The 14,361-nt window shown below is 62.4% G+C and carries 10 protein-coding genes; 6 read left to right on the top strand and 4 right to left on the bottom strand.

Annotation, left to right across the window (positions count from 1 at the left end; all coding sequences use genetic code 11):
- Positions 1-23: 23 nt before the first annotated feature.
- From ACNAZS_RS26545 to ACNAZS_RS26555, 3 genes are all read right to left on the bottom strand, one after another.
- Positions 24-3,026, bottom strand: a complete 3,003-nt coding sequence (locus ACNAZS_RS26545) for a c-type cytochrome (protein WP_415793612.1) — start codon at positions 3,024-3,026, stop codon at positions 24-26.
- 101 nt (positions 3,027-3,127) lie between these two features.
- Positions 3,128-3,670, bottom strand: a complete 543-nt coding sequence (locus tag ACNAZS_RS26550) for a (2Fe-2S)-binding protein (RefSeq protein ID WP_415793602.1) — start codon at positions 3,668-3,670, stop codon at positions 3,128-3,130.
- Positions 3,671-3,701: 31 nt separating this feature from the next.
- Positions 3,702-4,862 carry an FAD-dependent monooxygenase gene (locus tag ACNAZS_RS26555; RefSeq protein ID WP_415793603.1) on the bottom strand — a complete coding sequence of 387 codons (1,161 nt, stop codon included), beginning with the start codon at positions 4,860-4,862 and terminating at the stop codon, positions 3,702-3,704.
- A gap of 278 nt (positions 4,863-5,140) precedes the next feature.
- Between ACNAZS_RS26555 and ACNAZS_RS26560 the strand changes: the two genes are divergently transcribed.
- The 5 genes from ACNAZS_RS26560 (at position 5,141) to ACNAZS_RS26580 (ending at position 10,606) form a co-directional block, all read left to right on the top strand.
- Positions 5,141-5,968: an alpha/beta fold hydrolase gene (locus ACNAZS_RS26560; RefSeq protein WP_415793604.1), complete on the top strand. Its 828-nt coding sequence runs from the start codon at positions 5,141-5,143 to the stop codon at positions 5,966-5,968.
- Between the two features lie 62 nt (positions 5,969-6,030).
- Positions 6,031-7,116, top strand: coding sequence for a M29 family metallopeptidase (locus ACNAZS_RS26565; protein WP_415793606.1), 1,086 nt, complete (start codon positions 6,031-6,033; stop codon positions 7,114-7,116).
- Complete coding sequence (locus tag ACNAZS_RS26570; RefSeq protein ID WP_415793607.1) at positions 7,113-7,781, top strand: isochorismatase family protein; 669 nt, start codon at positions 7,113-7,115, stop codon at positions 7,779-7,781. The genes ACNAZS_RS26565 and ACNAZS_RS26570 overlap by 4 nt, the downstream gene beginning before the upstream one ends.
- A 10-nt stretch (positions 7,782-7,791) precedes the next feature.
- Positions 7,792-10,125 carry a xanthine dehydrogenase family protein molybdopterin-binding subunit gene (locus ACNAZS_RS26575; protein WP_415793608.1) on the top strand — a complete coding sequence of 778 codons (2,334 nt, stop codon included), beginning with the start codon at positions 7,792-7,794 and terminating at the stop codon, positions 10,123-10,125.
- A complete protein-coding gene (locus ACNAZS_RS26580; protein ID WP_415793609.1) occupies positions 10,091-10,606 on the top strand; it encodes a MarR family winged helix-turn-helix transcriptional regulator in 516 nt (171 codons plus the stop codon). The genes ACNAZS_RS26575 and ACNAZS_RS26580 overlap by 35 nt, the downstream gene beginning before the upstream one ends.
- Positions 10,607-10,627: 21 nt before the next feature.
- Here ACNAZS_RS26580 and ACNAZS_RS26585 read toward each other — a convergent pair whose 3' ends face one another.
- Positions 10,628-12,862 (bottom strand): acyl-CoA dehydrogenase, encoded by a 2,235-nt coding sequence (locus ACNAZS_RS26585; RefSeq protein ID WP_415793613.1) that lies wholly within the window; start codon positions 12,860-12,862, stop codon positions 10,628-10,630.
- Between the two features lie 122 nt (positions 12,863-12,984).
- Here ACNAZS_RS26585 and ACNAZS_RS26590 point away from each other — a divergent pair, with 122 nt between their 5' ends.
- Positions 12,985-14,214 carry a nucleoside recognition domain-containing protein gene (locus tag ACNAZS_RS26590; RefSeq protein WP_415793610.1) on the top strand — a complete coding sequence of 410 codons (1,230 nt, stop codon included), beginning with the start codon at positions 12,985-12,987 and terminating at the stop codon, positions 14,212-14,214.
- Positions 14,215-14,361 lie beyond the last annotated feature (147 nt).

The raw sequence follows: 14,361 nt of genomic DNA on the forward strand, positions 1-14,361 counted from the left end.
GCGTGCGTCGACGAATCGCCGATTCATTGGGATTGACTCCGTATCCGACCGATCACCGCCATACTATCGGCCCATTCAGACTCTTGTGGCGCAAAGCGCGCCCGCAGATAACCCACTAAATTCTGCACCTGCTGATCGTCCAGGCTATCCTTGAATCCTGGCATATAACCCAGATCATCGTTGGCCGGAGTCTGAATGCCATGCAGGATGACTTGCACTAAATTGTCTGGCGTCGCAGCGTGCAAATTCGTATTCGTCGCCAATAAAGGTTTTACGCCAAATAAGGTCGGACCGGCCGCCGCTTCGTGACAAACCGCACAGGCATTCTGATAAATGCGCTCGCCCTGGGCATGCCCTTCGAACAGACGTTGCGTCGAGGATACGGCTGGCGTCAACGCCGCAAGGCTTAACGCCGACGCTGGCGTTGATTCAGACGTTAATTTGGGCGTTGATTCAGGCGTTCTCGCAGGCGTCAGATCAGACGTCAATGCGTTGATGGCAGGCGCAGGGGCATTCCCCTCCCCCGATGAGGTGCGCGCGACCGGACTACCAGGCAGGTTCAACAGATACGTACCGATGGCGCGCACGTCACTCTCGGGCAGCTCGGCCAATCCGTGAATAACAGGCGCCATCGGCCCCGCCGCTACGCCGTGATTGGCCGAGTAGCCGGTACGCAGGTACTGGAACAATTCGTCAGACGTCCAGGGGACTTTGCCGGTCGCCAATTGATCGAGGGCCGGGGCCGCCCAGCCTTCGGCCTCGCCGCCCGCCAAATAATTCTGGACACCGGTCTTCTCTGCCCCCAGCGCGTTGCGTGGCGAATGGCACGCCGCGCAGTGTCCCACCCCTTGCACCAGATAAGCGCCACGATTCCACGCCAGCGTTTGTGTGGGGTCGGGTTCGTATACGCGATTGTCGTGAAACAGCAGGTTCCAGCCCGCCATGGCGGGCCGCACGTTATACGGAAATGCCAACGCCGTCTTGGGCGGCTCGCTGCGTACGGGCGGCTGTACCATCATATAGGCATACAACGCCTGCATATCCGCATCCGTGATCTTGGCAAAAGCGGTATAGGGAAATGCGGGATAGAGTTGACGGCCGTCGCGATGCACACCCTCGCGCATGGCGCGCTCAAAGGCGCGGTACGACCACTGACCGATCCCGGTCTCGTTGTCGGGGGTGATGTTGGTCGTGTAGATCGTGCCAAAAGGCGTGTCCAACCCCAATCCACCCGCGTTCTCCTTGCCGCCCGGCGCGGTATGGCACACCACGCAGTCCCCCGCGGCGGCGACCAGACGCCCTCGCTCGATGGCCGCAGCAGAATACAGCGACACATCCGGTCCGGTGGTCGGCGCGATGGCCGGTTTAACGGGCCAAGCCATCGTCATCAACCCGGCCACGGTGCTTGCGCCCGCCGCCAACCACAGGCCGCCGCGTCGCCACCAACGGCGAGCGGGCGACGACGGTGCGCCCGGCGCCGCCAACGCGTCGCGCAGGTGCTCGGTGTTGAAAGGCACCTGGCGCAGACGCACGCCCGTTGCATCAAAAATGGCATTCGCAATGGCCGCGGCGGCCGGCAGGGTGACGACGCCGTCCAGCGCCAATTGCCCCTGTTCGACCCGCCTGGTCAACCCCGTGTTCTGATCGGCACCCTGCACAGGCATCAGATCATGCGATGCCGCCTGGCTGCCCGACGATGACGTCCTCTGCGCAGCCGTCGCACCCCAGTCATCGAACTGTGAGGGCGCTGCCAGCAATCGACGGGCGGCGTCCAGTAGCTGAGGATGTTGATCATGAATAGCGGCCTGCCGCGCCTGTTGCAAGGACTGACTGTCGTGCCCCACCACCAGGCGCGTCACGTCCACAGTGCCCGTTGCCGGCATGACTTCGACCTCGACGACCCAGGCACTCCAAGTATCGGTCGTACTGCCATCCGCGTGCTCGTCGCGCACATGCGCGGCCGCATAACCTCGACCGCGCAGCCCCGTCTCGGCGCCATGGTCTCGCCGGGCCACGGCTCGTTGTGCTTGCTCTTGCGGTGGCAATGCCTGCCAACTCGCCTGTTCGACCATTCTTTCTGTTAACGCACGCCCCGGCCCGGCCGGCAATTGCGCCAGTCGGTGCGCCAACGGATCGATGCCCAGGCGAGCGGCTTGTTCGTCCAGCAGACTCTCCTGCGCAAACACGTGCATCGCCTCGAATTCGGCGATGCACGCCTGCGTCAGCGGCGACGCGGCATCCGCAGCAACCTGTCGAATTGGGTTGATACCCTGCACCCGGGGTGCCGCGACGGGATCTGCCTGCGTGGGCTGGCTGAGCAGTCGCGCCCTACTGGGCCGTAATCCCCATGGCTGGCTCGACAGCAACCGCGGGGGTGCTGTCGCATCGCCCTCGATCTCGTACGCCACAGGCGCGTCAGGACTCAGGACAATATCGCCAGGCACCGGGTCCCGCTGAATGGCGACGTGCACAGGCTGTGCTGCCGCACGCGAGAGCAGTACCGCGTCCGCAACGGCATCCAATACGTCCAGGATATGGAGGTCCAGCGATCGGCCCGGATCGATATCCACGAGTGTGATTCGATGTCCGGGCAGCGACAGCAAACGTCCGAGGTCTTCTTGCAAAACCGACCGGTACGATGCGGGACAAGGTGCCCAAACTGTCGCATGACTGCTTGTGCACCAGACAGTCACGCCGAGCCCTTCAGTCACCGAATGCTCGGCCACGTGCCAAACATAAGGTGCTGCCTCAGTCGGTGCAGTGTCATCCGATGCGGCCCCATCCAGCGCCGTCTCGACGGCAGACGCATCTTCTGCGGCCGCAGCATACTGTGCCGACGACGGCGGCGACTGCCAACACGCGCCCAGCCCGTCCAGCGCCTGTCGTGCCAGGATGGCCGATACCGCCACCACCCCGACAAAATGCACTTGAGTCACCACCTGAACGACGCCAGGCAACGCCTGCGCACGCGCCATATCGACTGTTTGCAGACGCGCACCACCATAGCGCCGTCCGTCCCAAAGCATGCAGGGCGGGCGCAACACGGCGCCATGCAATACGCCGCCAGGAATGGTCGGCGGCTGGGCGAACCGCTGCGAGGCGAGAACATCAGGCAATGCGGGGCCGCTCACGGCTCCCCACCTTCAGTCGGGCTTTGCGCGGTCGCGGCCGCACGCAATGCCACCGCCTGGTGTGCCGCCTGCAGGATTTCGAGGTGCGTGCCACAACGGCACAAGTTGTGACTCAACTCTTCTCGCAGCGTGGCCTCAGACGGATACGGCTGACGTCGCAACAGTGCCTCGACAGTCATAATCATTCCGTTGAGACAGTATCCACATTGCGCCGCCTGACAGTCGATGAATGCCTGTTGAGTGGGGCCTGGGCAATGAATATCGCCAAGACCTTCGAGGGTCGTGATCTCGCGACCCACAGCGCCACGCGCCGGGATCACGCAAGACCGCGCAGCGACTCCATCAATCAGCACGGTGCACGCCCCGCACTCACCCAACCCGCAACCATACTTGGGGCCGTTCAAGGCGAGATCATTGCGCAGCACGAGCAGCAACGGCGTCCCCGGGTCCGCGTGTAGCTCTCGCTCGCATCCGTTAACGGACAAACGAAAGACAGACGAACTGACGGGATGAGGCGTCGTGGAAACGCTGCTGTGCATGAGGGTCGCCGCTCAGTGAGTGCCAATGGCCTTACGTTTTTTGCGCTGTGGGCAACGGATCAACCAGCGGCACATTGAATACGTCATAGCCAAAGCACCAGGAAGGATCTTCGTTGGTGCGCAACCACGTATTATCGTGCGAAATACGCTGAACCTTGCTCGCGCGCTCTGCGCGGTTGGCCTCATACAAATCAAAGGCCAACTGATAATTGCTCGCACCCACCTCCTTGAAACAGCGCGTCAACATCGCGGCGTCTTCGATGGCCATGGCCGCCCCCTGCGCCATGTGCGGTTTCATGGGGTGACACGCATCACCCAACAACACCAGACGGCCGCGGCTCCAGAGCGGCAGTGGATCACGCTCCAGCAAGGACCACTTGGTGACCTCGACGGTGGAATCGATCAACGCTTGTACCGTGGGATGCCAACCGTCGAATGCCTCTCGCATTTCTTCCTTGCTGCTCGGCAGCCATCGGTCTTCGAGATTCCATTGCTCGACGGGCACGCCGGTCACGTAATACAGTTCATCCTGCTTGCTGGTCACGAAATACGTCATCATGTGACGATCGTCGCTCCACCACTTCACGCAGGGATCGAAGGGCAACATACCGGCCTTGACGTCGGGTGTCGGAAACACGGCGCGATGCGCCAGATAACCCGCGTATTTCGGCGGCTCGACACCCAGCAGTTCTTCGCGGATGCGCGAATTGACACCGTCGGCGCCAATCACCAGATCGGCTTCCTCGACGGTGCCATCGGCAAAATGCATGCGCACCACGTGGCCCAGGTCTTCGACCTGCGTGAGATGCTTGTCAAAGGTCAGTATGCCGTCGGGCAACGCATCGATCAGCAGCGCATGGAAGTCACCCCGATGCACTGTCAGGTAGCTGGCGCCGTATTCCTTGACGGCGTAGTCACCCAGGGGAATCTGTGCCAGCACATCGCCCGTTTGCCAATGACGGCTGTGCCAGTACTCCGGATGCGAACCTTGTTCGTTAAGTGCATCCTCGACGCCAATGCGACGCAGGATCTTCATGACGTTGGGGCCGACGTGGATCCCTGCCCCCAGGCGCGAAAAAACGGGAGACTGGTCATAGACACGAACATTGAACCCTTCTTTAGCGAGCAGCGAGGCCGCGGCCGCTCCTCCAAGACCGGCACCGATCACGGCAATTCGAGGTTGTGCGGACATACAGAAAACTCTCCTGGCAATCAAAATTTCTCGCTACCAATCGCAAGATCGGCAGGTCGTTCCGAGTCGTGAATTTAAAGCGTATACGCTTCTTTTTTTAAAATTTACAGACAAGAAAGACTACTGACAAGGAAATAAAACCGAATCTATCTAGGTATTTTCCCTAGATTTTTCTCATTTTTCACCTATGAATATCGAGCATTGCGGGGCGCGTTTTATTTCTATATATTGAGTGTCTACGCTGTATTTTTTCAAAACATTCTGCGAGAAAAAGCCTCATGCCATCGACCTATCTCTACGGCGCGCATGTCCACGCTAACGGTATCCGCCAACACTATCTGCGCTATGGCGGCAACGACGGCGCACGCGCGCAACGCCCTGCCATCGTGCTCATTCCCGGTATCACCAGCCCGGCGGTGACCTGGGGCTTTGTCGCCGAACGACTCGGCATCCATTTCGATACCTATGTGCTCGACGTTCGTGGCCGCGGTTTGTCCGAATCGGGCCCCGGTCTGGATTACGGTCTTGATGCCCAGGCTGCCGACGTCACCGCCTTTGCGGAGGCGCTAGGACTGCAGCGCTACGCACTGATCGGCCACTCGATGGGTGCACGCATCGCGGTCCGCGCCGCGCGCTCTCAGCCCGCGGGGCTCGTGCGAGTGGTTGCCGTGGATCCCCCCGTCTCCGGGCCCGGCCGCCGCGCCTATCCCGCCAAACTGCCGTGGTACGTCGACTCCATCCGCCAGGCCACGCAGGGTATGGACGCCGAGGCCATGCGCGCGTTTTGCCCCACCTGGACCGATGATCAATTGCGGCTGCGCGCCCAATGGCTGCACACCTGCTACGAACCTGCCATCGTGCAGAGCTTCGAGGATTTTGGCCGCGATGATATCCATGCCGACTTGCCTCAAATCAAGATCCCGCTGCTGCTGATAACGGCCGAGCGCGGCGATGTCGTCAACGATGGCGATGTCGCCGAATGGCAAACCCTCGCACCGCAAACGCAATCTGTGCGCGTGCCCGGCGCGGGGCACATGATTCCCTGGGACAACGAGGACGGCTTCTACGCCGCCTTTGGCGATTTTCTGGGGCACCCCCTGACCTGACGCCCACCGGGTGCCACGCCGGCACCTTGGTCTCTTGTCCCTCTAGCCAACCGGAGTTCGCCATGTCCGTGAGCGATATTGATCTGATTCAAGCCTGGAAACAGGTCCTCACCCTGTCCAGGCTCGAAGCCGGCCAGACAGTCACCGTACTGACCGGCGCCGACACCCATCCGCAAACCTTGCGCTGCGCGATCGCCGCGGCCAGCGACCTCGGTGCGCGGGTCAATCGCCTGGACCTGCCGCCGATCAACGCCGAGAAATCGCTCTCGCGCGACTCGCTGGCCTATCTCGGTACCACTCCGCTGACGGGCAACCCCGCCGCCATCGCGGCGCTCAAGGCCAGCGACTTGGTGCTGGATCTCATGACCTTGTTGTTCTCGCCCGAGCAACACGACATCCTGAGCGCCGGTACGAAAATCCTGCTGGCGGTCGAGCCCCCTGAAGTGCTGTGCCGCCTCGTCCCCACCGAGGCCGATCGCACACGGGTCATCAACGCCTCCAGACTCATTGAGGCCGCCCGCGAAATCCATATTTCATCCAAGGCGGGCACCGACCTGCGTTGCAAGCTGGGCGAGTTCCCCGTCATCTGCGAATACGGCTTTGTCGACCAGCCTGGCCGATGGGATCATTGGCCCAGCGGTTTCGTACTGACCTGGCCCGACGAAGGCCAGAGCCAGGGCGTTGTCGTGCTGGATCGCGGCGATATCCTGTTGCCGCTCAAAGAATACGTCAACGATCCCATCCAGCTCACGATCCGCAACGGCTTCGTTACCGCGATCGAAGGCGGCCTGCAGGCGGACATCCTGCGCGAGTACATGGCCTCTTACGAAGACCCCGAGGCTTACGCCGTATCGCATGTGGGTTGGGGTCTGCAGCCCCGCGCGCATTGGTCGATGCTGGCCCACTACGACAAAGAGTCGCATATCGGCATGGACGCACGCGCATTCGAGGGCAACTTCCTCTGGTCCATGGGACCCAACAACGAGGCCGGCGGCAACCGCACCACGGCGTGCCACATCGACATTCCGATGCGCCGATGCACCGTCACGCTTGACGGCACGCCGACTGTCATCGATGGCATCGTGCAAGACAAAGAAGGGCTCGCCCGCGCCGAGCGACTGAGCCAACTCGCAGGAATCGTCAATTGAGCACACTCTCCGCCCAACACATTTCCACGGACGGCGTCCAGGGCGACGTCTCGGCCTACGCACGGCAGGGCTTTGGCACACCATTGCCCCTGAAGGCGCCATTTGGCCTGCTGATCATTGATTTCGTTAACGGATTCGCGGATCCAGCGGTCTTCGGCGGGGGCAACATCCCGCAAGCAATCGACCAGACGACGCATCTGCTTGCTCATGCACGCCAGCAAGGTTGGCCGATCGCACACAGCCGCATCGTGTTCGCGGACGATGATGCCGACCAGAATATTTTTTGCCTGAAAGTCCCCGGCATGCTCACGCTCAAAGAGGACAGCGCGGCCAGCGCCATCGTGCCCGAACTCGCACCGGCCTCCGGGGAGTACGTGGTGCGCAAAAGCACGCCCTCGGCCTTCTATGGCACGATGCTGGCACCGTGGTTGAGCCAGCGCGGTGTACAGACCCTGGTGATCGCGGGGTGTGTCACCAGCGGCTGTGTTCGCGCCAGCGTGGTTGATGCCATGCAGGCCGGCTTCCGCCCCCTGGTGGTCTCGGACTGCGTGGGCGATCGGGCACTCGGCCCGCATGACGCCAATCTGTTCGACATGGCACAGAAATACGCAGCGGTCATGCCGCTGAGCCAGGCCCTGATCGACATCGAGGCCCTGTCGGGCTAAGCTAATTCGGATGAGCCTGCCCCAGCCGAAATCTCTGCACGACGGGTTACTCAATCAGAGCGGTGTGCTGCTGATCATTCGCCATCCGGTCGCGCCTCCCAAGCCCGCCCCGGGTCAACCCGGTGCGCCGACCGACTACGTCCCGGCCACGCCGGAAATCTTTATCGCGATCCAGGACGCCCCCGAGATCGCCAGCGGCTGGCGCGCGATGGCGTTTAACGGGCACGTCGATCTCGGCACGGGGATACGCACCGCGCTGGCGCAAATCGTGGCCGAGGAGCTTGAGATCCCTTTCGGGCAACTCGACATGGTGCTGGGCCACACCGAGGCATCGCCCAATCAAGGCCCCACCATTGCCAGCGCATCCATCCAGATTTCGGCCGTACCGCTGCGTCGCGCCGCCGCCCAGGCACGCGAGCATCTACGTCGCCTGGCAGCGCAAACCTGGCGCGTTCCCGTTGATGTATTACAGGCACGCGCAGGTGCCATCGTCTTCAAAAACCCCGCAGATGCTCGCAGCCTGCACTATGGGGAACTCCTCCGAGGCAGACACGATCATCTGCCCCTGTCCGAAAACGCCCCCCTCAAGCCGGCCTCCGAATATCAGCTCGTGGGCCAGCCACAGGCCCGCGTCGACATTCCCGCCAAAGCGACCGGCACCCTCACATACGTCCACGATGTGCGCGTGCCCGGCATGCGGCATGGCCGCGTTATCCGCCCGCCCTACCCCGGTCGCGATGGCGGCGACTTTGTGGGCAACAGCCTGGTGGCCGTCGACGAGTCCTCTATTGCCCATCTGCCGGGCCGGGTACAGGTTGTCGTGCGAGGGGATTTCGTGGGCGTGGTGGCCGACCGCGAAGAACAAGCGATTGCCGCGATGCGAGCCCTGAAGGTCCGTTGGAAGGACATCCCGCCCGCGCCAGATCTGAGTGATCTGGAGGCAGCGATACGCGCCCACCCCTCTGAGCCCCGCCCCCTGCACAGTCAGGGGCAACCCGGCCACGCGCTGACGCAAGCCGCACACGCCAACGCTGGCCGCAGCGTCCGGCGAACCTACGTCTGGCCCTATCAGATGCATGGTTCCATTGGTCCGTCCTGTGCGGTGGCAGACTACACCGAGCACCGGCTCACCCTCTGGTCCGGCACCCAAAACCCGCACATGCTGCGCACCGATATTGATCGCCTGCTCAATCTGGGTGAAGGCAATATTGAAATCGTGCGTCTCGAGGCGGCTGGCTGTTATGGCCGGAATTGCGCCGACGATGTCTGTGGTGATGCGGCGCTACTGGCAATGGCCGTGGGCGCCCCGGTCCGCGTACAACTCACGCGCGAGCAAGAACACCAATGGGAGCCCAAGGGTACGGCGCAACTGATCGACGTGCAGGCGGCGATTGATCCGCAAGGCAATCTGCTGGCCTACGATTTCGGGGTGCGCTATCCCTCCAACGACGCGCCGCTACTCGCATTGCTGTTGACCGGCAGCATCTCCAATCACCCCCGTACCTTGCAAATGGGTGATCGCACCGCGATGCCGCCCTACCGGTATCCGAGCCTGAATATCGTCTGCCACGACATGGCACCCTTGATGCGCGCATCGTGGCTGCGCGGCGTATCGGCATTGCCGAATGCCTATGCGCACGAATGCATGATCGACGAGCTCGCCCACCACGCGGGCGCAGATCCCATCGACTATCGCCTGCGTCATCTGGACGATACGCGCGCCCGCGATTTACTGGTTGCCACCGCAGCGCGTGCACGCTGGCAGACTAACGCCACCGGCAGTCGAGGCATTCCCGGACAAGACGGCTTATTGCATGGCCGCGGCGTCGCGTACGCACGCTACGTGCACAGCAAGTTCCCGGGCTTCGGCGCCTCGTGGGCAACATGGATCGTCGACGTGCAGGTCGACCCCTTAAGCGGGCGTCTGCGCGTCACGCGCGTGGTGGTCGGCCACGATGCCGGCATGATGATCAACCCGCAAGGCGTTCGACACCAGGTTCACGGCAATATCATTCAGGCGCTAAGCCGCACGCTGCTCGAGCATGTCTCATTTGGACCGCAAGGGGTGACCAGTCGCGAATGGGGCACCTACCCCATCCTGACTTTCCGTGATCTACCCAAGGTTGACGTACTGCTGATGCCGCGCCAAGAAGAGCCGCCACTCGGAGTCGGTGAGTCGGCGTCGCTGCCCTGTGCGCCCGCGGTGGCCAATGCCTTATTCGACGCGACGGGACGACGCTTGTGCGCTCCCCCGTATACTCCCGAGACACTGCGCCTAGCCTTGCATCAGCCCCCTCGTACCCATGAAAATGCCCTCGCCCCAACGACAGCCATCACCGGATAACCCCGCCAAAGAAGACACGTCGTCTTACCTGTTTTCTTCGCAGGTCGGGCACCTGCTGCGCCGCGCCTATCAACGACACACCGCGCTTTTTCAGCAGTTCATTCCGGATTCCAAACTGACGGTCGCGCAATTCGTAGTCATGTGCGCGCTCAAAGATGACGGCCCCGCCTCGATCGCCAACCTGGTCAAGGCAACGGTAATCGATCAGGCCACCATCCGCGGCGTCGTCGACCGCCTCAAGAACCGCGATCTCATCACGCTACGCGCCGACTCAACGGATCGACGCAAGGTCATGGTGACACTGACCGAAACGGGTGACCAACTCGTCACCGAAATGCAGCCTTTTGCCCGGATCATTACCGAAGAAACATTTGGCCCGCTCAATGATGCCGAGCGGGTCGCGCTGCTCTACTTGCTGCGCAAAATCACAGAGCCGGAAGCCGACGCCAAATACCCGAATGTCCATCACGTCTGCACCTGAGGCGCAGGCAAGCACAACGCGCTAAGCGGACTGACGCGCAAACGCCCCGGGCGCGAAATCATCGACCGCCACGACGTGCTGAACAGCGACCTCCGCCGCCTCGAGCTGACGGGCTTGCTCGTCCGTGATCGCGCCGCCTCGCTGCGCCTCGCGCCAATCACGCACACCTTCGCGACGCAAGCGATCGTGCAGGGGCTGCACCGCATGGACCAGGCTAAATGCCCGCTCCAACTGAGCCACCCCATCATCACCCTCGCCACGCTGTAAATCAGCGGTCAACCGGTCACGTGTCGCAGACGGCGACAACAGCAAATCGGCGCACTCTCGGGTCAGGGCATCACTAGGGCCGCGATTCAGGCGCACAGGCAACACCAGGGCCCGCAACACCCACGCCACCGGCCGTGACGGCAGATTCGCCAGCACCTGATCAAAACGTGTTTCGAGTTGGGCGCAGCCGTCGTCCATGCACCACTGCACCAACGGCAGATCTGCCTGACACCGCCCTTCGTCTTCCCAGCGCTTCAGGACAGCGGACAGCAAATAGAGCTCGGACAGAATATCGCCCAAGCGGGCCGACAACATCTCGCGACGTTTCAGGGCCCCACCCAACGTGCCCAAGGCGGCATCCGCCACCAACGCAAACGCCGAGGCATAGCGACTCAGCCGACGATACTGGCGAGCAATAGGCCCACGGGATGGCGAACGCGCCAGCAGTCCACCCGTCCAGGCCCGTCCCCAGGCGCGCAAACCGTTCTTGGCGCTATGCGCGATGTGCTTCCAGAACACCTCATGGAACGCCTGCGCGCCACGATCTTCGTCCTCGTCGCCTACCGCCAACACCTCTTTCATCATAAAAGGGTGTGCACGAATCGCCCCCTGGCCAAAGATGATCAGGCAACGCGTCAGGATATTGGCGCCCTCGACGGTGATCGCAATCGGCACGGACCGATACAGCGGGCTCAAGTAATTCGACGGCCCGTCAATCACGGCCTTGCCCCCATGCACATCCATCGCATCATCGACCGCGACGCGCATGCGTTCTGTCGCATGGTATTTCATGATCGCCGACACCACAGCGGGCTTGTGCCCCTGGTTCAATGCCGCGCACGTCAATCGACGCGCCGCCTCGACCAGATAGGCATTACCCGCCAAACGCCCCAGCTTTTCCTGGACGCCCTCAAAGCGCCCCACCGCGATCCCGAATTGCTGACGCACACGGGCATACATACCCGTCACATGTGCGCAGTACACCGCCGCCGCGGCCGACAACGAAGGCAAAGAAATACCCCGACCCGCGGCCAGGGCGCTCATCAGCATCTGCCAACCGTGCCCTGCCTTGGCCGGCCCGCCAATCAAGGCATCCAGGGGAAGAAAAACATCCTTGCCCTGATTCGGACCATTCTGGAACACCTGCATGGCTGGCAGATGACGACGCCCGATCGTGACGCCCGGTGTATTCGTCGGCACCAGCGCCACCGAAATACCGACATCGACCGGACCACCCAGCAACCCCTCCGGATCTTGCAGCTTGAACGCCAGGCCCAGCACCGTCGCCACCGGCCCCAGCGTGATGTAACGCTTGTGCCAGTTCAAGCGTATGCCGATCACCTCTTGTCCATCGACCTCTTGCCGGCAGACCACGCCGGAGTCGGTCATCGATGCCGCATCCGAACCCGCCTCGGGACTGGTCAACCCAAAGCACGGCACCTCCGTGCCATCGGCCAGGCGCGGCAACCAATAATCGCGCTGCTCTGGCGTACCGAATTGCATCAGCAACTCGCCGGGCCCCAGAGAATTAGGCACCATCACCGTGACCCCGGCCGTCCCGGAATAGGCCGAAATCCGTCGCACCACCTCGGAATGAGCGTACGGCGAGAACCCCAGCCCCCCGTACGAAGTCGGGATGATCATGCCGAAGAAACGTTGGTCGCGCATGAACTGCCACACCTGCTCGGGCAGATCACCGCGATTCCAGGTGATATCCCACTCGTCGAGCATGGCACACAGCTGCGCCACTGGGCCATCCAGGAACTGCTGCTCGGCAGGCGTTAGCGTAGCCTGCGGCACCGCAAGCAACTTGTTCCAGTCGGGATTTCCCGTAAACAGATCCGCGTCCCACCAGACGTCGCCGGCCTCGATCGCCTCGCGCTCGGTATCGGACAGACCGGGCATAGCCTTGCGGGCCCACCGAAAGGCGGGGTCAGAGATACGGCGACGACGCCAAGCATTGAAATCCATATGCAGCCTTGTATGAATGAAGTGCGCGTACAGAACCAAGTTAACAGAATTGCCTCGCCCCGCACATCCCTGATGATGCCAAGTCTGCGACAATGGGCCTCGCCGCGACTGGCCTTTTCTCGCTGTCTTTGCTTTCTGCCATGCTCAATAAACTCTGGTTGGGTTTCTTTCTTGCCGCTGCCGCGGCCGCCTCGTACCGCTGGCTATTCATCGGCGACCCCGACGTATTCCGCCAAGTCGTCGCCAGCCTGTTCGATATGGCGCGCATATCGGTCGAAGTCATGGTGCTGCTGTTCGGCACGCTCACCCTGTGGCTGGGCTTTCTGCGCATCGCCGAAGCCGCCGGCCTGGTTGAAAAACTGGCCAGCCTGCTGGGCCCCCTGTTTGCGCGCCTGATGCCTGAGGTCCCCCGCAATCACCCCGCCATCGGCCTCATCACACTGAACATGGCCGCCAATGGCCTGGGCCTGGACAACGCCGCCACCCCCATCGGCCTGCGTGCCATGCGCGAGCTGCAGAGCCTCAACACCAAACCCGACACGGCGACCAATGCGCAAATCCTGTTCCTCGTCCTCAACGCCTCGTCGCTGACGCTGCTGCCCGTCACGCTATTCATGTTTCGCGCCCAGCAAGGCGCCCCCGACCCCACGCTCGTTTTTCTGCCCATTCTGCTGGCCACCAGCGCTTCCACACTAGCCGGCTTGCTCGCCGTCGCCGCCTGCCAACGCCTCAAGCTCCATGATCCCGTCGCTCTCGCCTGGCTAGGCGGCATCGCTCTGCTGCTAGGCGCTTTCATGGCACTGCTCGCCAGCATGTCCACCGCCGCCATTGCCAGCCTCTCGTCACTCATGGGCAACCTGACGCTATTCGGCATCCTGTTGGCATTCCTGATCGTCGGCGCGTACAAACGCGTCCCGGTATACGAGACCTTTATCACCGGCGCCAAAGAAGGGTTCGACGTCGCCAAAAGCCTGCTGCCCTACTTGGTCGCCATGCTATGCGCCGTAGGCGTCCTGCGCGCCTCGGGCGCTCTCGACCTCGTCCTGGACGGCATCCGATGGCTGGCACACGCCGCCAACTGGGACACCCGCTTTGTCGATGCCCTCCCCACCGCGCTCGTCAAACCCTTTTCCGGCAGCGCCGCCCGCGCCATGATGCTGGAAACCATGACGCACTTTGGCGTAGACAGCTTCCCCGCCCTCCTCGCCGCCGTCATGCAAGGCAGCACGGAAACCACCTTCTACGTACTCGCCGTCTACTTCGGCTCCGTAGGCATCCTGCGCACCCGCCACGCCATCAGTTGCGCATTGATCGCAGACCTCGCAGGTGTTCTTGCCGCCATTGCGGTGTGCTATTGGTTCTTCGGTTAAGTACCGTAGTTCAGTAGCTAGCGGTGTTGTTGCTGGCGCAGGGTGTCTCTATTGACGCGTTCCAGGCGTGTGCGCAGTGGCGGCGCCGGCCTAATCGAAACGGCTCGGCCCAACCAGGGGCCTCGGCCCCGCTGCGCGGGGCTGCCC

Origin of the sequence: Bordetella tumulicola, assembly GCF_965138755.1 — a bacterium.
In the GTDB taxonomy this organism is placed as follows: Bacteria; Pseudomonadota; Gammaproteobacteria; order Burkholderiales; family Burkholderiaceae_B; genus Bordetella_A; species Bordetella_A tumulicola.

Coding starts and splice junctions, on each gene's coding strand:
- ACNAZS_RS26545 (WP_415793612.1), bottom strand. CDS start 3,026: ATGCTTTGGGACGGACGGCGCTATGGTGGTGCGCGTCTGCAAACAGTC.
- ACNAZS_RS26550 (WP_415793602.1), bottom strand. CDS start 3,670: ATGCACAGCAGCGTTTCCACGACGCCTCATCCCGTCAGTTCGTCTGTC.
- ACNAZS_RS26555 (WP_415793603.1), bottom strand. CDS start 4,862: ATGTCCGCACAACCTCGAATTGCCGTGATCGGTGCCGGTCTTGGAGGA.
- ACNAZS_RS26560 (WP_415793604.1), top strand. CDS start 5,141: ATGCCATCGACCTATCTCTACGGCGCGCATGTCCACGCTAACGGTATC.
- ACNAZS_RS26565 (WP_415793606.1), top strand. CDS start 6,031: ATGTCCGTGAGCGATATTGATCTGATTCAAGCCTGGAAACAGGTCCTC.
- ACNAZS_RS26575 (WP_415793608.1), top strand. CDS start 7,792: ATGAGCCTGCCCCAGCCGAAATCTCTGCACGACGGGTTACTCAATCAG.
- ACNAZS_RS26580 (WP_415793609.1), top strand. CDS start 10,091: ATGCCCTCGCCCCAACGACAGCCATCACCGGATAACCCCGCCAAAGAA.
- ACNAZS_RS26590 (WP_415793610.1), top strand. CDS start 12,985: ATGCTCAATAAACTCTGGTTGGGTTTCTTTCTTGCCGCTGCCGCGGCC.